General features: G+C 42.3%; 22 protein-coding genes. 13 read left to right on the forward strand and 9 right to left on the reverse strand.

Features of this window, described 5'->3' with window-relative positions:
• Positions 1 to 285: 285 nt before the first annotated feature.
• Positions 286 to 873: a DDE-type integrase/transposase/recombinase gene (locus VC188_RS08885; RefSeq protein WP_323483702.1), complete on the reverse strand. Its 588-nt coding sequence runs from the start codon at positions 871 to 873 to the stop codon at positions 286 to 288.
• Between the two features lie 59 nt (positions 874 to 932).
• Positions 933 to 1,214, reverse strand: coding sequence for a transposase (locus VC188_RS08890; RefSeq protein ID WP_028819441.1), 282 nt, complete (start codon positions 1,212 to 1,214; stop codon positions 933 to 935).
• Positions 1,215 to 1,998: 784 nt separating this feature from the next.
• Between VC188_RS08890 and VC188_RS08895 the strand changes: the two genes are divergently transcribed.
• Entirely contained in the window at positions 1,999 to 3,039 is a 1,041-nt protein-coding gene (locus tag VC188_RS08895) for an STAS-like domain-containing protein (protein WP_215320774.1), read from the forward strand.
• 210 nt (positions 3,040 to 3,249) lie between these two features.
• Positions 3,250 to 3,852, forward strand: coding sequence for a nitroreductase family protein (locus VC188_RS08900; protein WP_323483703.1), 603 nt, complete (start codon positions 3,250 to 3,252; stop codon positions 3,850 to 3,852).
• A gap of 186 nt (positions 3,853 to 4,038) precedes the next feature.
• Here the strand turns inward: VC188_RS08900 and VC188_RS08905 are convergent, their stop codons facing one another.
• A complete protein-coding gene (locus VC188_RS08905; RefSeq protein WP_215320770.1) occupies positions 4,039 to 4,605 on the reverse strand; it encodes a YceI family protein in 567 nt (188 codons plus the stop codon).
• Positions 4,606 to 5,131: 526 nt separating this feature from the next.
• On the opposite strand from VC188_RS08905, the gene VC188_RS08910 reads away from it, so the two are divergent.
• From VC188_RS08910 to egtD, 7 genes are read left to right on the forward strand one after another with little or no spacing between them, the layout of a single operon-like run.
• Positions 5,132 to 6,199 carry an SUMF1/EgtB/PvdO family nonheme iron enzyme gene (locus tag VC188_RS08910; protein WP_323483704.1) on the forward strand — a complete coding sequence of 356 codons (1,068 nt, stop codon included), beginning with the start codon at positions 5,132 to 5,134 and terminating at the stop codon, positions 6,197 to 6,199.
• A 59-nt stretch (positions 6,200 to 6,258) separates the two neighbouring features.
• Positions 6,259 to 7,299 (forward strand): selenide, water dikinase SelD, encoded by a 1,041-nt coding sequence (gene selD, locus VC188_RS08915; protein WP_323483705.1) that lies wholly within the window; start codon positions 6,259 to 6,261, stop codon positions 7,297 to 7,299.
• Positions 7,300 to 7,338: 39 nt separating this feature from the next.
• Complete coding sequence (locus tag VC188_RS08920) at positions 7,339 to 8,211, forward strand: putative selenate ABC transporter substrate-binding protein (RefSeq protein WP_323483706.1); 873 nt, start codon at positions 7,339 to 7,341, stop codon at positions 8,209 to 8,211.
• A 5-nt stretch (positions 8,212 to 8,216) separates the two neighbouring features.
• A complete protein-coding gene (locus VC188_RS08925; protein WP_323483747.1) occupies positions 8,217 to 8,993 on the forward strand; it encodes a phosphonate ABC transporter ATP-binding protein in 777 nt (258 codons plus the stop codon).
• A 2-nt stretch (positions 8,994 to 8,995) separates the two neighbouring features.
• Positions 8,996 to 9,823 carry a PhnE/PtxC family ABC transporter permease gene (locus tag VC188_RS08930; protein WP_215320762.1) on the forward strand — a complete coding sequence of 276 codons (828 nt, stop codon included), beginning with the start codon at positions 8,996 to 8,998 and terminating at the stop codon, positions 9,821 to 9,823.
• Positions 9,820 to 10,614, forward strand: coding sequence for a phosphonate ABC transporter, permease protein PhnE (gene phnE / locus VC188_RS08935; RefSeq protein ID WP_215320760.1), 795 nt, complete (start codon positions 9,820 to 9,822; stop codon positions 10,612 to 10,614). The genes VC188_RS08930 and phnE overlap by 4 nt, the downstream gene beginning before the upstream one ends.
• Positions 10,615 to 10,643: 29 nt before the next feature.
• Positions 10,644 to 11,576, forward strand: a complete 933-nt coding sequence (gene egtD, locus VC188_RS08940; protein WP_323483707.1) for an L-histidine N(alpha)-methyltransferase — start codon at positions 10,644 to 10,646, stop codon at positions 11,574 to 11,576.
• A gap of 11 nt (positions 11,577 to 11,587) precedes the next feature.
• Here the strand turns inward: egtD and senB are convergent, their stop codons facing one another.
• Positions 11,588 to 12,538 (reverse strand): selenoneine biosynthesis selenosugar synthase SenB, encoded by a 951-nt coding sequence (gene senB / locus VC188_RS08945; RefSeq protein ID WP_323483708.1) that lies wholly within the window; start codon positions 12,536 to 12,538, stop codon positions 11,588 to 11,590.
• 157 nt (positions 12,539 to 12,695) lie between these two features.
• Between senB and VC188_RS08950 the strand changes: the two genes are divergently transcribed.
• Positions 12,696 to 13,115 (forward strand): CHRD domain-containing protein, encoded by a 420-nt coding sequence (locus VC188_RS08950; protein WP_323483709.1) that lies wholly within the window; start codon positions 12,696 to 12,698, stop codon positions 13,113 to 13,115.
• Between the two features lie 159 nt (positions 13,116 to 13,274).
• Here VC188_RS08950 and VC188_RS08955 read toward each other — a convergent pair whose 3' ends face one another.
• From VC188_RS08955 to VC188_RS08965, 3 genes are all read right to left on the reverse strand, one after another.
• Positions 13,275 to 13,478 (reverse strand): hypothetical protein, encoded by a 204-nt coding sequence (locus tag VC188_RS08955; protein WP_323483710.1) that lies wholly within the window; start codon positions 13,476 to 13,478, stop codon positions 13,275 to 13,277.
• Between the two features lie 205 nt (positions 13,479 to 13,683).
• A complete protein-coding gene (locus VC188_RS08960; RefSeq protein WP_323483711.1) occupies positions 13,684 to 14,451 on the reverse strand; it encodes an ABC transporter permease in 768 nt (255 codons plus the stop codon).
• A complete protein-coding gene (locus VC188_RS08965; protein ID WP_323483712.1) occupies positions 14,441 to 15,382 on the reverse strand; it encodes an ABC transporter ATP-binding protein in 942 nt (313 codons plus the stop codon). The genes VC188_RS08960 and VC188_RS08965 overlap by 11 nt, the downstream gene beginning before the upstream one ends.
• 429 nt (positions 15,383 to 15,811) lie before the next feature.
• Here VC188_RS08965 and VC188_RS08970 point away from each other — a divergent pair, with 429 nt between their 5' ends.
• The 3 genes from VC188_RS08970 to VC188_RS08980 all read left to right on the forward strand — a co-directional run bounded on the left by VC188_RS08970 (position 15,812) and on the right by VC188_RS08980 (position 16,631).
• Positions 15,812 to 16,000: a hypothetical protein gene (locus VC188_RS08970; RefSeq protein ID WP_323483713.1), complete on the forward strand. Its 189-nt coding sequence runs from the start codon at positions 15,812 to 15,814 to the stop codon at positions 15,998 to 16,000.
• An 84-nt stretch (positions 16,001 to 16,084) separates the two neighbouring features.
• Positions 16,085 to 16,420 carry a hypothetical protein gene (locus VC188_RS08975; RefSeq protein WP_323483714.1) on the forward strand — a complete coding sequence of 112 codons (336 nt, stop codon included), beginning with the start codon at positions 16,085 to 16,087 and terminating at the stop codon, positions 16,418 to 16,420.
• Positions 16,413 to 16,631: a heavy metal-associated domain-containing protein gene (locus VC188_RS08980; protein WP_323483715.1), complete on the forward strand. Its 219-nt coding sequence runs from the start codon at positions 16,413 to 16,415 to the stop codon at positions 16,629 to 16,631. Before VC188_RS08975 ends, VC188_RS08980 begins: the two co-directional genes overlap by 8 nt.
• On the opposite strand, the gene VC188_RS08985 is transcribed toward VC188_RS08980, so the two are convergent.
• Together VC188_RS08985 and VC188_RS08990 are read right to left on the reverse strand one after the other, a co-directional pair.
• Positions 16,632 to 16,907 carry a hypothetical protein gene (locus tag VC188_RS08985; RefSeq protein ID WP_323483716.1) on the reverse strand — a complete coding sequence of 92 codons (276 nt, stop codon included), beginning with the start codon at positions 16,905 to 16,907 and terminating at the stop codon, positions 16,632 to 16,634.
• A gap of 25 nt (positions 16,908 to 16,932) precedes the next feature.
• Positions 16,933 to 17,082, reverse strand: a complete 150-nt coding sequence (locus tag VC188_RS08990) for a hypothetical protein (protein ID WP_323483717.1) — start codon at positions 17,080 to 17,082, stop codon at positions 16,933 to 16,935.
• Between the last annotated feature and the right edge of the window lie 73 nt (positions 17,083 to 17,155).

A 17,155-nucleotide genomic window follows, 5' to 3' on the forward strand; every position in this document is an offset into this window, starting at 1 on the left:
AGATGGCGCGTGTAGTGTATGGATTAGTGAAGTCAAAACAGATGTATCAAGGTTACTATGAAAAAGCTTTACCCAGTGGATCGATCCCTCTCTGTAGGGCCGTAGAGGCCGCAAGGACCTCGTAGATAATGTTTGGACCTTCCACTGGGACCTCAGATTGTTTTAAGTAGGGTAAAGACCAAAACGTGAAGTGGCGGATCTTGTGTTAATTATGGTTAATCGGGACCCCTGATTTATTTGTGGAAGTGACCGTTTGGGTATAGACAAGTAGTAAGTTTGATTTTTTTAACTGCAAATTGCAGTTACGGTATGGCTTTGCCTATCGCTGGAAAAAGTTCTTGCATTTAGTACGTTATCACTTCGGATGTGCTCGGGGATGCCGTGAGTAATCATGGCGTTGGCCAGTTGTTCAATCACTTGGATTGAGCCAATTCGTCTAGCGCAGTGGATCGTTAAACACTTTCTACTGAACTCATCAATCATGGTCAGCATCCGGATCTTGCCACCATAAGCGTCCCTGATAAAGACAAAGTCATAACTCCAAACATGATTGGTATGAGTAGCTCGCAACCTCATACAGCTGCCATCGTTAAACCAGAGTCTGCCTCTAGGAGGTTGCTTTTGTGGGATCTTTAGGCCTTCTTGCCGCCAGATGCGAGCAACCTTGGCGGTAGTCGCTTGCCCCCAACCAGCGTTACGCATCATGCCCGCAATAAATCTATAACCGTAACGGCCATAGGTGCTGGCCATGCGGATGACTTCGGCTCTAAGGGGCTCTTCGTCATCTCTAGGCAATGGCATATAGCGATACGCTGCTCTAGATAGCCCCACTAAACTGCAGGCAGTCCGCTCAGAGATAGAATGCTGGTCCATGAGCAGCTGCGCTGCATTTTTACGCCTAGTCCCTGAAGGGACTTCCGCTGGTCGTAAGCTTAGAAGTTTCCCTTAATGACTTCCTTAAGCATGACTTCTCGTAGCGATAAGTCCGCTACGAGCTTCTTGAGTCGGGTATTTTCCAGTTCTAGATCTTTGTACTTACGAGCTTGATCGACCTTCATGCCGCCATAAATCTTGCGCCAACGATAGTAGCTTTGCTCTACCGTTCCCACTTCTTTACAGGCCTGGGCTAGGGTTTTGCCGTTCGTTGTCAGGACATCGATTTGACGCAATAAGGTGACGATTTGCTCGGGTTTAAGACGTTGGCCTTTTGCCATATTTAGCACTCCTTTAAGGTGAAGATTATCAAAAATCCTCTCTTCTGGAGTGGTACTAAAAATCAGGTCAGTTCAAGGACTCATAGCGTAAGTTGTGCCTTACACGTGGAAACTGTGTAAGGGATGGTGTCAAATTCGGAGAAACCTAAAGACGTTTAAACGAGTTGTTGTATTTGCAGCTAAGTACACAAATCGTTTTAAACGAATATGGCAACGCCGAGCGAAGCTTCAATGCGAAAGTATTGTTGAACGTGTAGAGACTAGACGGCACCCATCTAAGTTGAGCGATCAATATGATGAAGGCATAGTCCAGGGAGTGGTGAAAGCTACGCAAACCGGAATCCTTTGGTCCCAGGTTCAAGTCCTGGTGGGCCCACCAGAAATGAAAATACCAACCTTCGGGTTGGTTTTTTTTGTTCTAAAAATGACGATTTACTTAGTGATAGTCCTGATGTTTAATTTGTTATGTCTTTGATATCAACTTTTGATAAATCTTCTCTACAGCGACTAAGTCATGATGAGCTTATATAGCTATACCGTAACCTAACCCCCTATCAACGCGAGCATAGTGCCGTATGGCAATGTCGCTATAAGGTGGACAACAAGTGGATACGGGCTACTACCAAAGAAACCCAGCTAGACTTGGCGGTAAATAAGGTTAAAAGGGCCTCAGAGCGCATATAAGTACTATTTATTCAGGGTGTCTTGTCGATACTTGACCAAAAACTTTACAATAATTTCATAAAACTTTACAATAATTTCATAAAACTTTACAAAAATAGATATGAAATTTGCCAATACAAAGCGCTCCCAAGAAGTACGTCAGTTCTTGGTAGATGGCGTTAAAGCCAATCAACACGATTTAGCTCATGTCGCAATGGAAAGGTTTGGTCTTACTAGACAGGCTATCCATGCTCATTTTGCAGCGTTAGTTAAGGATGGATTTTTAGCTTCCAGCGGCAGCACGAAGGCGCGTGTATATCAGTTAGGCGTAAAACGATTTCATGATGGCCTATTTAAATTAAAGGGGTTAGAGGAGTCTGAGATCTATTCACGTGATTTTGGTGAAATATTTAATGGATTGCCTAAGGAAATTGCCAATATTTGTCATTACGGCTTTACTGAGATGCTAAACAACGCCATTGACCATTCGGAGGGTACCGAGGTCTACATCAATGTAGAAAGAACACCCGATTTTGTTTCAATATCAATTATTGATAATGGCGAGGGAATATTTAACCATATTGCTAGATTATTAAAGCTGCACGATCCACGTGAGTCGATTTTGGAGTTGAGTAAAGGAAAGCTCACTACTGATCCAAGTAATCATACTGGGCAGGGAATCTTTTTTTCATCCCGTGCTTTTGATGAATTCTTTATTTTTTCTGGTGATTTGGTCTTTACACATGCTGACGGTTCGGGAATGGACTTTTTACTTCATAATGAAAAGAGTCATCAAGGAACGAGGGTTGTCATGAAAATAGCGCTCAATTCAGAAAGAACATTGCGTACGGTATTTGATAGTTTTAGTGGTACAGAAGACGAAGATTACGCGTTTAATAAAACCGTTGTTCCGGTGAAGCTAGCTCTATACGAAGGTGGCCAGCTTATTTCGCGCTCTCAGGCAAAGCGAATTTTAAATCGTGTTGATCGTTTTAAGACTGTGCTGTTGGATTTTAAGGGTGTTGAATCAATTGGTCAGGCATTTGCAGACGAAGTGTTTCGCGTTTTTGTTAAACAAAATCCGCAAATTACCATTCACTCTATTAATGAGAGTCTTGAGGTGAAAAAAATGATTAAAGCTGCCCAAAGTAATTTGGGATAGAGACTAGGCGGCACCCATCTAAGTCGAGCAATCGATATTATGAAGGCATAGTCCAGGGAGTAGTGAAAGCTACACAAACCGGAATCCTTTGGTCCCAGGTTCAAGTCCTGGTGGGCCCACCAGAAAAGCAAACCCTCATCAGCAATGGCGAGGGTTTTGTCTTTTGAATGTTGCCGTATTATCAGGGTTTGAATCTCACTGAGGAAGTTAATGAATACATTTGATGCAATCCGCGAACGTAGGGCCGTTAAGTATTTTGACCCAAGTCATGAATTTACTAAGCAAGAGACAGAGCAGTTGCTTGACCTTGCTATTCAGGCGCCATCCTCATTCAATATCCAACATTGGCGTTTAGTGAATGTTACAGACAAGGCTTTAAGAGTAAAATTGCGAGAAGCTGCTCATGATCAGGCTCAAGTTACTGATGGATCCCTATTATTTGTAGTAACTGTGGATATCAAGGCTTGGGAAAAAGATCCTGCTCGATATTGGGTAAATGCACCCAAAGAAGCTCAAGATATCTTAGTTCCTTGGATTCATCCTTTTTATGCTGGAAAAGAGCAATTACAAAGAGATGAAGCAATGCGTTCAGCTGGCATCATGCTGCAAACGATGATGCTCTCAGCCAAAGCGATGGGTTATGACTCATGCCCAATGGTTGGCTTTGATTTTGATAAGGTCGCCGAATTGATTCATTTGCCTAAAGACTATGCCATTGCTGCAATGTTGGTCGTTGGTAAGGGCATTAAACCAGCATGGCCTAAGCCTGGATTTATCCCTAAGTCAGAAATGTTGATTGAAAACCATTTTTAAGCTGATATTTTCTGAGCGGGTTTGAACGGCATGAGAAATTCAGCCTAAGCCCAGGCCCTATTAGGCTGATTAAAGCCCTCATCAGAAATGGTGAGGGCTTTATTTTTACATGGTTCCGTTAGGTTTGGCGCTCAAATGAAACCTTATTACTTGCAGACTCTATTGGCAATACCAGTGTAATTAAGGCTATTCTCTTGACGCTTCAATCACTATATTTAAGCTGATCTCATCGCCAACAAATGGCACATATTTTCCTAGATTAAACTCTGAGCGACTCAACTTCGCGCTTGCGTTAGCGCCACACATATATTTCAAAGTAATCAAGTTACGACTGCAAGAAAAGTTAGTCACTTCCACATTAACGGGCTTAGTAATGCCTTTGATGGTGAGCTCGCCTGAGAGTGACGTAATGACCTGATCATTAAATATAACGTTATCGGAGATGAATTTGGCTACGGGAAATTTTTCAGAATTAAAGTAATCTTCACTTCTAAGTAACTTATTAAAGGTATCGGAGCCTGTGCTAATTGAGCCAGTCTCAATGTCAATATCTATAGTGCCGCCATCCATTTGATCATTGAGTGTAATAGTTCCATTCACCTTATCAAAACGACTAGTTTGAATCGAGTAAGCTAAATGTTTGTAGCTAAAACTAACAAAGGTGTGATCAGGGTCAGTAATATAAATTTCTGCCGCTTGTACCGAGGAGGTCACCAAAGTCAGGAGCAAGGCGCTTATATAAAAAAAGTTCATTAGATATTTTAGGTGTTGATATGAGAATGTGCTGAATCAGCGCCCCTATCCTCAATAGGGGCCTAAATACCTTGTTTTTAGTCTTTCCGACAGTTAAGGCATCAATTGAGACTGTAAAAGATAAGTAAGAATGAGCATAAAATTCATTTATATAAGTTAATTCATTTAATTAACAACCGTATCACGCCCAATACTAATATTACTAAATCAAAAGACAGTAGCAATGCTTCCCCGAAACTCACCAAGTCAGATGCGAGATTTAGATGATCTTAGTCAATTAAGCAATATTGTTTCTGATAAATGCAGGGGTCAACGCTCATTAGTGAGAAGAATTTTTCACCGCGAAGTTTCATGCCCATTATGGGGTATAAAACCTTTGAGGAATTACTTGAGATCTTGCCTAACTAGTGCAGCAATATTGATGATCTTCATTTTCTAAATCCAAATGACACAGTTTGACTATCTGCGCTACGAGCCTTGGCCATTGCCAAATAAGCTTCTAATAGATTTGGAGCGCTCGACTCATGTGACACAAACCATTATTAGTAAGCTTGATCACGGTCAGGAAAAAGTCGCCTTATTGCCCGGATTAAACCCCCCGCATTGGGAGTTTGGTCATCTGATTTGGTTTCACGAATTTTGGGTTCATCGCAAAGGGATGGAATCTAATCCTTCCTTTTTAGCCCATGCAGATGCTTTATTTAATTCTTCTGAAATGATTCATGATGATCGCTGGCAGGTACAAATACCCTCTATCGATATCTTGATGAATTACTTTTCGGATGTGATGGAGCGTACATTTATCATCCTCAGATCTGGAACCTTGAGTCCTGAGCAGGCTTACTTTATTCAGTTAGCTCTCTATCATGAAGATATGCACAATGAAGCGTTTGCTTATATGTGGCAATCTTTAGGTTACGCCTGGCCTCTTGAGCAAGATCTTGGCGCTAGTCAAGACCAACACAATGATTTTGAGTCAAGATATATCCATATTCCTCAGTGCCAATTTCAGCTTGGGTCAGCACCAAGCACGGGCTTTATTTTTGATAATGAGAAATGGCAGCATGATGTATTGACTCATGATTTTTCAATTTCAAGCCATGCAGTTAGTAACGGTGAATATTTAGAGTTTTTAAGATCTCTAAATGATGCAGAAATAAGCTTTAAGCATCAACCTGCATATTGGAAAAAAGAGGGTAATGCCTGGTTTGAGCGATTTTTTGATCGGTGGCGAGAGCTGGATCTCAATGCTCCAGTGAGACATATCTCTGCCCATACTGCTGAGCAGTATTGTTTATGGAAGGGTGTTCGACTCCCTACTGAAAATGAGCTTAGCGTCTTAATGACATCAGCGCGTGAGCCATGGCAACCATCCAGCTTATGGGAGTGGACTAGTAGTACTTTTAAGCCTTTTGAGGGCTTTAGTTCTGATCCTTATCAAGATTATTCGGCCCCATGGTTTGATAGCAGACATCGGGTTTTGAAGGGTTGGAGTGTATTTACTCCTGACTATCTGCGTCGCCCCCAATTTCGTAATTTTTATCTACCTTCCCGCAGTGATTTTTTTTGCGGCTTTCGTACCTGTTTGGCATAAATTAGGTAAGCTCACATACTTAGCTGCCATCCTCTTACTTTTAAATTGAGTTCTTCAACATGACATATAACGGTCGTCTTACCTCCCTCTCTCACGGCGGGGGCTGTGGTTGCAAAATTGCTCCAGGTGTTTTGAGCGATATTCTGAAATCTTCCCCTATTCGCCAGATGCCTGCTGCACTGCTGGCAGGCTCTGATAACAATGAAGATGCCGCTGTTTATCAAATCAACGAACATCAAGCGATCGTGGCGACCACAGATTTCTTTATGCCGATTGTCGATGACCCCTATCAGTTTGGGCGAATTGCAGCTACGAATGCTATTTCAGATATTTACGCTATGGGTGCCCAACCTCTTTTTGCCCTAGCGCTATTGGGCATGCCAATCAATGTCCTTCCTTTGGAGGTCATTCAGCAAATCACTGCTGGCGGTGAGTCGGTGTGTGCAGAAGCTGGGATTATGATTGCCGGTGGCCACTCGATTGATACTGTAGAGCCGATTTATGGCTTGGTTGCCATTGGCGTAGTAGACCCTAAAAAACTAAAGCGTAATAGTGGTGCAAAGTTAGGCGATAGCATCATCCTTAGCAAGCCCTTGGGTGTAGGCATTCTTTCTGCTGCGCTGAAAAAAGAGCAGCTTTCTGACTCTGCTTATCAGGAGATGATTGCCTTAACGACTAAGTTGAATAAACCTGGCGTCGCGCTATCCCAACTCGATAGCGTGCATGCGCTTACGGATGTGACAGGGTTTGGCTTAGCAGGGCACTTATTGGAACTGTGCCGTGGAGCAAAGCTTTCAGCTCAGATTCAGTGGGACTCTATTCCAGTAGTTTCTGAGGCGGTCAAGCTGGTAAAAGAAGGTATCTTTACTGGTGCATCACCACGTAACTGGCTGGGTTATGGTCATGAAATAGAGATGGCCTCTCATTTGAATGAGTGGCAGCAAAACCTCTTGTCTGATCCTCAAACAAGTGGCGGTTTATTAATCTCTTGCAGTCCAGAAGCAACCGAGCAGGTATTAGAAATTCTCAGAGCAGATGGATTTAGCCAGGCTCAAAAAATAGGTCAATTTGTACAGGGCTCAGGCGTTTCTGTAGCCTAAGCTCTACTTCTTTAATTCAATAGAAAGTATCCAAACAATATGAAACTAAACACTTTGAAATTTTCACTCGGCCTTGTTTTAGCAACGCTTTGCTTTAGCATGTTCACGCTTCCAGCTCAGGCGCAAGCCGTCTTACGTGTCTCCGCGATTCCGGATGAATCACCAACTGAGTTACAAAGAAAATTTCTTCCTTTAGGCGAATATCTTTCTAAAGAGACGGGCATGAAAGTCGAATTTACGCCCGTGACAGACTACGCCGCAGTTGTTGAGGCGCTGGCAACAAATAAAATCGATATGGCATGGTTAGGCGGTTTTACTTATATTCAAGCAAAAATTCGTACGAATGGCGCCGTCAAGCCGATCATTCAGCGTCTTGAAGATGAAAAATTTACGAGTAAATTTATTATTCCTGAGGCTAGCTCGGCAAAGACTTTGACAGATTTAAAGGGCAAGACCTTTGCTTTTGGTTCACCATCATCTACTTCAGGCCATTTAATGCCGCGTTTTTACCTAATGAAGGCAGGCATTAACCCAGATAAAGACTTTAAGAGTATTGCTTTTTCTGGAGCCCATGACGCAACAGTCGCATTTGTTGCTAGCGGTAAAGCAGATGCTGGCGCTTTAAATGCATCTGTTTGGGATAAATTGTCTGATGCTAAAAATCCTAATACCGAAAAAGTAAAAGTTCTGTATACAACGCCTACGTACCATGATTACAACTGGACCGTACGAGGTGGTTTGGATGCAGCGGTAACTAAAAAAATTAGCGATGCTTTTTTAAAGCTGAATGCCAATGATCCTGCTCAAAAAGAATTAATGGATCTTCAGAGGGCTAGCAAATATATTCCTACTAAATCATCCAACTACGATGAAATTGAAAAGGCTGCAATTGGTGCTGGTTTGATTAAGTGAAAAAAATAGCATTTGCATTTAAGCAAGTTAGTTTTAGTCATAGCAATGGCAAAGAGGCGCTAAAAAATATCAACATTAGCGCCTCAGCTGGTGAATCAATTGCGATTATTGGATCATCTGGCTCTGGCAAGACGAGCTTGCTTAACTTGATAGCGACTTCACTGCGCCCTAGTATTGGATCGATATCGGTATTGGGCATTGATCCATGGGCGATTTCAAAAGGGCAATTACGCCGTTTACGCTCTCAAATAGGCTTAGTTCATCAAGCAGCTCCGATCCCACCAAGACAAAGAGTGATTACCGCCGTCTTAGCTGGTCGTCTTGGTCAGTGGCCGCTCTGGAAATCTCTTCTGTCATTAATCTATCCGGTAGATATCGCGGGTCCGCAGTTATGTCTGCAAAAACTCGATCTCGCCGACCGCCTCTTTGATCGTTGTGACCGCCTGTCTGGAGGTCAATTGCAAAGAGTGGGTGTCGCGCGCGTGCTGTACCAGAAGCCTTATTTATTGCTGGCTGATGAGCCAGTATCAGCAATGGACCCTGTTCTTTCTGATTTAACGATTCAGCGCCTTTTAGAGGATGCTCGCACCAGGGATGCTTGCTTTGTGGCCAGCCTTCATGCAGTAGACATTGCTTTACGGTGGTTCCCAAGAGTTGTTGGGCTGAAGGATGGGGAGGTCTTTTTTGACTTGCCAGCATCCGATGTGAGTGAGAGCTTGCTTCAACAGTTATATGCATCTGAACGCGGTATTCTGCCAAAACAAGGCAGTCCGAATCCATAACCATGAAAAGAGTGGTCTATTTTAGGGATCCAGATGCGCTCAGGCGTTTTGTGGTGACGTGTATTGCATTAACAATCTTATGGCCAATGATGCAATTGGCACAGTTTGATGTATTTGCATTATTTGAAGCTAGCAACCTCAAAGTTTTTACTAACTTCTTAATTCAGTTTTTCCCACCCAATCTTCAGGCATCATTTTTAGCGCTAGTGTTTAAGGCTACTTTAGAGACTTTAGCCATGGCAACTGCAGGCATTGCTCTGGCAATGCTGATGGCAATTCCACTGGGCCTCATCATCACTTATAGCCTATCGATTTCACGTATTGGTCCTGCTTCTGGTCATCGCATTGCGAAACTCGGTAGATATCTTGCCCGAATGCTGATGTTATTACTCAGAGGTATTCCAGAAATTGTATGGGCCTTGCTGTTGGTGAGAGTGTTTGGTTTGGGCCCAATCGCAGGCGTGCTAGCAATTGCTATTACCTATGGTGGCATGCTCGCAAAAGTGTATTCCGAAATCTTAGAGACTGAAAACACCCTACCTGCTAAAGCGCTAATAATGTTAGGTAGCGGCCGTATCAATGCATTTTTATATGGGTTATTGCCAGGCGCCTCACAAGAGCTAGCCTCTTACACAATCTATCGCTGGGAATGCGCAGTTAGGGCCTCGGTTGTCATGGGCTTTGTAGGTGCTGGTGGCTTAGGACAGCTTATGGACCAGTCAATGAAGATGCTCAACGGTGGTGAAGTATCTACCATTCTCATCGTATTTTTGCTGCTTGTTTTACTCGCTGACTACATCAGTCTCATCATTCGTCGGCAACTCGCATGAACCACTATCCTGCTCGCGAATTTTGTCTAAAGTGTCTCATTACGCTTGTGCTAATTGCGCTTTTTATTGTGGTGAGCTTTGTTTATCTTTCATTTAATCCTCTGGCTTTGTTTACTAAACAAGCTATGAGTGATGTTGTTATTTATACAGGACGCTTTTTTCCACCAGATCTCTCACCATCTTTTTTACAGAAGGTGTGGAGTGGTGTATTGCAGACCTTGGCCATTTCTGCCTTGGCCACTTTATTAGCGGCAATTGCGAGCCTTTTTCTGGCGCTACCAGCAGCTGGACAGTTTGGTCGTAGCGCAAAAGTAGCAACCCGTTTTTTCTTAAATTTTTTGCGCTCGGTGCCAGAGCTTGTTTGGGCGGTATTAATGGTACTAGCAGTAGGTTTAGGACCATTTGCTGGAACCCTAGCGCTCGCCTTGCACACCACAGGAGTGCTGGGGCGTTTATTTGGCGAGACCCTGGAAAATCACTCTCCCAATGCAACGCAAGCTCTGAGATTGGCTGGGGCAAGTAATGCTCAAGCATTTATTTATGGGGCTTTACCAGGGATTTATTCTCAACTGCTCTCTTATAGTCTTTATCGTTGGGAAATGAATATACGTATGGCCACGATATTAGGATTTGTTGGTGCAGGGGGTCTTGGACAAATTCTGTACTACGAACTCTCTTTATTGCATGAGCAGCAAGCCTCAACGGTGATCATAGCGATGCTTATCTTAGTTATAGCTGTAGACATGATTAGCAACAAGCTTCGTAGAGTGCAAATGCACAGTCTTGGCTAAATTAGGTAACATGAAAAAGGAATATTGAAGTGAGTCAAGATAATTTACCCGATCAAAAATTAACTGATGAAATTATTGCTGGTCTTTCACAAGAGCAGCCATCAATATCTCCAAAGTTTTTCTATGATGAAATTGGTTCGCACTTATTTGAGGCAATTACTTTTTTGGAAGAGTATTACCCAACCCGAACTGAAAAACAAATCATGGTGCAATACGGCGAAGCAATAGCTTTGACGATTGGAAAGTGCGATGTTTTGTTGGACTTAGGGGCTGGTAACTGTGAAAAGGGTAGCGCATTATTTGACACCCTATTACCCAAAGAATATCGGGCGCTAGATATCTCAAAAGAATTTTTAGAGCAGGCTATCTCAGGCTTGCAAAAAGAATTTCCAAAAATTCAGATGCAGGCACAAACCTGTGATTTACAGGAAGAAATGGCGTTTCCTGATTTGGTGGGTCGAAAGAAAACCTTTTTTTATCCAGGCTCTTCCATTGGAAATTTTGACCCAGATGCTGCGCTGGGACTATTCAAAAATATTGTGAAAGTTTGCCAAGGTGATGGGGGTTTATTGATCGGGGTTGATTTGGTTAAGGATCGCGAAGTTCTATCTCGAGCTTATAACGATGCCCTTGGAATTACTGCGGCTTTTAATAAAAACATCCTTTTACACCTGAACCGGCTAGTTGAAACGGATTTCAATTTAGAAAATTGGGAGCACTACGCAATTTTTAATGAGCAACTTACTCGAATCGAAATGTATCTTCGATCTACTCGGAATCAATTGGTTTCGTTCCCCGGTGGCGAAAGGCGTTTTGATAGCGGTGTGCTTATTCATACTGAAAATAGCTATAAGTACACGCAAGAAAAATTTGAATCTCTTTTAATGAGCGCCGGTTTTAAAGCCGTACACTCCTGGACTGATCCAAATTGCTACTTTTTGGTAGCTTATGCGACAGCATAGGGCCTGATTGATTATTTAATCAGGCTTTTAATGAGCTTTTGAATAGATTTTTGCTCTAATTCTGATTTGGTGATCTTCTGTCGCAAGGCAATCGCCCTGCACAATTTTTCATAAAAGGCTGGATTGGTTTCAGCCTTGGTTAGTAGTTTGCTTAAAGCAACTTTATCGCCTACTGGATAGTAGGCGGGGTAGGCATCTCCCAGTAAGCCTCGATTACCTGGAATGTCTGATGCAATTACTGGGATGCCAATAGCAATAGCTTCAGATACCACATGGGCGCCACCTTCCATAATGCTGGATATGATCATCACGTGTGAGCGGGAGAGCCACTGAAGCGTTTTAGAGTGACTCAGTTGGCCTAACCATCGATAACGCATAACGTTTTTTTCAATAGAGAGTGCTTGCTTTTTAAACTCAGGACTCATTGCCTTGCCGAGTTGTACCAGCTGAATCTTGCTGTTTGAGGGCAGCAAAGATAGGCATTGCGCAGCACAAAAGGGATCTTTTTCAGACCGCAGATGGCCAATGATGCTGGCTAAAAAATGACGTTTTGGTGGCGGCTTTCTAGTGATGCCTTTTACTGACTGGTAAATCACTTGGACTTTATGATGAAATTTCTTAGGTAAGGATTGAATGGCATCTGGTTGAAGAACCACAATCGCATCAGCCATCTCCATTGACTTGATAACTTTAGTGGAGTTTTTTAGGTCTCGGTAGATGTCCGTTCCAGTCATGATTAATATGACTGGATAATTGGGATAGGCTTTTTTATACCTTTGAATAGAGTCATGACTTCGTAGTCCATGTAGTGCAATCAGAACATCACATGGCTTTTTAGACCATTGCTCTGTAATAGCGCTTTGGTAATTGAGGCGTGACAAGAATTGATGCCACCGTAAAGCAGTAATACGGTTTCCGTGAAGGGTGCCAGGGGGTGCGGGCGTTACGATTTCAATACGCATTTCAAGTCAATAAATCCGGGTTTGCCTAGATATAAATGTTATGTACTAAGTGATTCTAGGGCAGATGGTAAAGATACGTATAAAGCGAATCAATTGTCATGATTTATGCCTGTGGGTATGATAGTCTGAGGATTCGCTAACCCGATTGGAGATATAGATGAAGATTAATCATGTTTTTGCTAAAGCTGCTTTGGTATTGGGTGTTGGGATTGCCTCATTTGGTGTATCAGCACAGTCTATGAAAGTAACCCTAACCGGGTCTCAAGAGGTGCCACCAGTTATGACTTCTGCATCTGGAGTGGGTTCAATTATGGTTGCTCCAGATGGCTCTGTATCCGGAACCATCACTACCATGGGTATGGAGGGGACTATGGCGCATATCCACGAAGCCCCTATGGGTCAAAATGGCCCGGTAATTGTTCCATTTAGTAAAACTGCAGAAAATGTGTGGTCGGCTCCAGCAGGTGCTAAATTAACCGAGGCTCAGATCCAAAGTCTGAAGAGCGGAAATCTTTATCTCAATGTTCATAGCGCTACAAATAAATCTGGTGAAATTAGGGCGCAGCTTAAGTATTGAGAATATAGCTGCATCCTCAGCCTCATGTAACTAAGAATTGTATAAGCCACCTTAGGGTGGTTTTTTTGAGCGCTACTTTATATGGCGCTCACGACTTAGGGAACTCGTGATTAGAAAATTAAGATCTAATCGCGCAGAATGTGTCAATTAATCAGAGCCCTAATATCTCCGACGTTTTTTCCATGTATACGGCTCGCCATTTGAGAATTTACCGCTAGTGATGCCGTCTACCCCAAACTTACCCGCGATCTCTAGACCGTTAAATTTTATCGTAACAAACTCGCCTAGCTGCTTAGCCCAATCCATTGCTTCATCAAGCGTCTTAAATTCATACGTCTTCGAATGATGTTCTATGGTTATCACTTTAATCTTAGTAATGTTGATGGGATTAAATTGCGTAACAGTCCCCAGCTTAGCCCACTTTATGAAATTCCTTTAGGAAACTCAAGTAATGGACTCCGCTTATTGTTCTGAAGGGCTAGGGAATGTATGGTTTCGCTATGCAAAACGTACTGCATCGATAAAACAAATCCCTCGGCCGAGAGGGTGGGGGTTTTATCTTTTGGGGTTATTTCTTAAGACGGTAACCGGTTCTAAAGATCCAAATGACAACGGCAATTGATATTGCTAAAAAAGACATTGTCATTCCTAGGCTTACCCAAAGCGACACGTCCTCAATGCTGTAAAAGCTCCAGCGAAAGCCGCTAATGAGATACACAACTGGGTTGAGTAAGGCTACTTTTTGCCAGAAGGATGGCAAAACAGAGATCGAATAAAAGCTTCCACCTAGGAAAGTCAGTGGTGTAATGATGAGTAAAGGCACCACTTGGAGTTTTTCAAAGCCATCTGCCCATACGCCAATGATAAAACCAATCATGCTGAAAGTGATTGACGTGATCACCAAATAAAATAGCATCCACAAAGGATGATCTATTTGAAGTGGTACAAAAAAAGTAGCAGTAGCCAGAATGATTAAGCCCAAAATAATCGATTTACTTGCTGCAGCACCAACGTAGCCCATCACAATTTCTAATGGGGATATAGGCGCAGAGAGGATCTCATAAATAGTTCCGCTAAATTTAGGAAAATAGATTCCAAATGAGGCATTAGAAATACTTTGCGTGAGCAGTGAAAGCATGATGAGGCCAGGCACGATAAATGCCCCATAGGAGATCCCCTCCATCTGAGTCATACGCGAACCAATAGCAGATCCAAAAACAATAAAGTACAAGGAAGTCGATATAACAGGGGCAATAATGCTTTGCATTAATGTGCGCCGTGTTCTTGCCATTTCAAATTTATAAATAGCGCGTACACCATAGTAATTAAGCTTCATGTGTATCAGCCTTTGAGTTAACAAGATTTACAAAGATTTCTTCTAGTGAGCTCTGTTTTGTGTGGAGGTCCTTAAAGATAATGCCCAGGCTTGTGATCTTTTGAAGTAGCTGCGCAATATCAATATCTTCATCTTTGGAGTCAAAGCGATAAGTAAGCTCGTATTTATCTTCTGAAAGACTTAGACTCGGTAAATCCAACTCCTTCGGCAGGCTCTGGAGCGGGCTTTGTAGCTGAAGGGTTAACTCTTTTTTACCTAGTTTATTCATCAGCGCTAATTTATTGTCCACCATGATGAGCTCGCCGCTGCGAATAATACCAATACGATCAGCCATTTCTTCGGCCTCTTCAATATAGTGAGTCGTGAGAATGACGGTAGTGCCGTTGTCTTTCAGAATTTTGACCAAATTCCACATATCTTTTCTGAGGCTAACATCAACTCCTGCAGTGGGCTCATCCAGAAAAAGGATGCTGGGTTCATGAGAGAGCGCTTTTGCAATCATCACTCGGCGTTTCATGCCGCCAGATAGCGTCATAATTTTGTTGTGACGTTTATCCCATAAGGACAAGTCCTTCAGGATCTTTTCAATGAATGCTGGCTTAGATGGTTTTCCATATAAACCTCGACTAAATGTTACGGTATTCCAGACGGTTTCAAAAGAGTCGGTAGAGAGCTCTTGAGGCACAAGACCAATTAACTCTCTTGCCTCACGGTAATCGCTAATGATATTTTTACCATCCACCAAAACCCGACCGCTACTGGGGCTCACGATTCCGCAAATAATGCTAATTAAGGTAGTTTTTCCTGCGCCGTTTTGTCCAAGCAGGGCAAATATCTCACCCTTAGATATCTCCAAATTAATATCTTTTAGGGCCTGGAAGCCGGATTGATAAGTCTTATTAAGATGAGAAATGGAAAGGATGTTTGTCATAAGTGCTAATGATATTAGAAATCAAGCTACTTCGAAAAATCTCATTCATCAGGAGCGGGTGCAGCTCCAAATGAAAATGATGTTCAAAATAAGTCAATTAAGCAATTTTTATCCACACTAAAAAAACAAATCTAAGGAAGATCTTCTGGAAAACTGGCTAATGTGGCATAAACCGCCCTTCTGTTGTGGAGAGTCTAGGCCTTAGCGGGTCTACTTATGAAATCAACGACTTAGGGAGAAATTCCCAAGTCGCTATTCTTTTGATGCTACTCGGTTTGTGTGCAATCGAATATATCTTTCATATGTCTGATTGCATACAGACGAATTCATAAACCCTTTATAGACTAGCTAATCGATGAGTCAACCTACTAGGAAGGGGTGTAATAAATGTATCACTCTAACTTGCATACAGAGAACACCATTAGGTTAATGGAAATAGTTCTTGCTTTAACAGGTGATGATAAGTGCTACCCCTATCAAAATCCTCCATACGTATTAGATCATGACGGCATTATTACTCTCAGTGGGGCGCTTAGATCGGAATTAAATAAGATTGGAAATCAGGATTTGGTGGTTTGGGCGAGTCAAAATATTGTCAGCCTTTTTAAAGAAAATTAATACTTTTAAATATACGTACAGTGAATCATTGCGCCTGGTAGCAAACTTAATGATCATATAAAAGAATTTAAAAAGGAAAACAGAGTGAAACAAGAATACGAAATGGTAGATCAAAATATCCTTCTGTATGAGGCGCGCCTTAAGCATATAGATGAATTTTGCCGCCAGTCTGAAAAGCTGATACCGACTCACCCGGAGATGGATATAAAGGCTCAGTTAATTCCTATTAAAGCCGCACGAGAATCCCTGGTAGCCTTAATTAAATCTGCCAAGGCTGATGCAGAAAGGTCGCATACAAAAGAATCTGATAAACCCCATCACAGCCTCTTGTGGCAAGAAATTACTGCCGAGCTTGAAAGATTGTTAAAACCGTTTGAGAATTTATTACCTATTGTGCAAATATCTTCAAAAAATGACTGAAATTTACATAAGCGTGCAGGGCATGGAGAGTCAGGCTTGCATCAAAGCAGTCACCAAGGTGATTCAGGCATTACAAGATGTGCAAAGTATTCATGTAGATATCCAGTCTGGCCGTATTGAAGTTAGCCGAACTGTAAATAAATCAGATGATTTGATTCATGCTCTAAATGCCGCAGGCTACCCCTCAAGTCTAGATTTGGATGAGCAGTAATTATGGCCTCTGAACTGCCGATTGAATATTGGCATGCTCATTAATCGCATCTTCACTATTCTGTAGTGCCTTCAGTGCGTCAGCATGCGCCACAAGCGCATGAGTAGCAGAAGCCTCGTGATTGCCTAACTCGTGCATCCTTGCCGCCTCTAAATGACTTTTCATGGCTTGCTCATGATGATTGGCTGCTTTCCCATGAAAATGCTCGGCTGTACTTTGATGATGTACATGATTTTTATCTAGTGGATGTGAGTGACTTGGGTCTTGATGTGACATGAAATTCTCCTAAAAGATATATTGTTCAATTTTTAAGACTTTTTGCTGCCTTCTTGGCTGCTCTAGCTTCAGAGTAGGCAATTGCTACAGCCTGTTTCATCGGCTTGCCAGCTTTAATTTCTGTTTTGATGTTTTCCTTAAATGCTTCTGGACTTATTGATTTTTTTAGCGGCATTTGTTTCTCCTGGCGAACATAAAAGTAGTCTCTTTTAAATGTAATACATATTTCTTGGTTCAATTGTTTGCTA

Source organism: Polynucleobacter sp. MG-28-Ekke-A2, from assembly GCF_035012985.1.
In the GTDB taxonomy this organism is placed as follows: Bacteria; Pseudomonadota; Gammaproteobacteria; order Burkholderiales; family Burkholderiaceae; genus Polynucleobacter.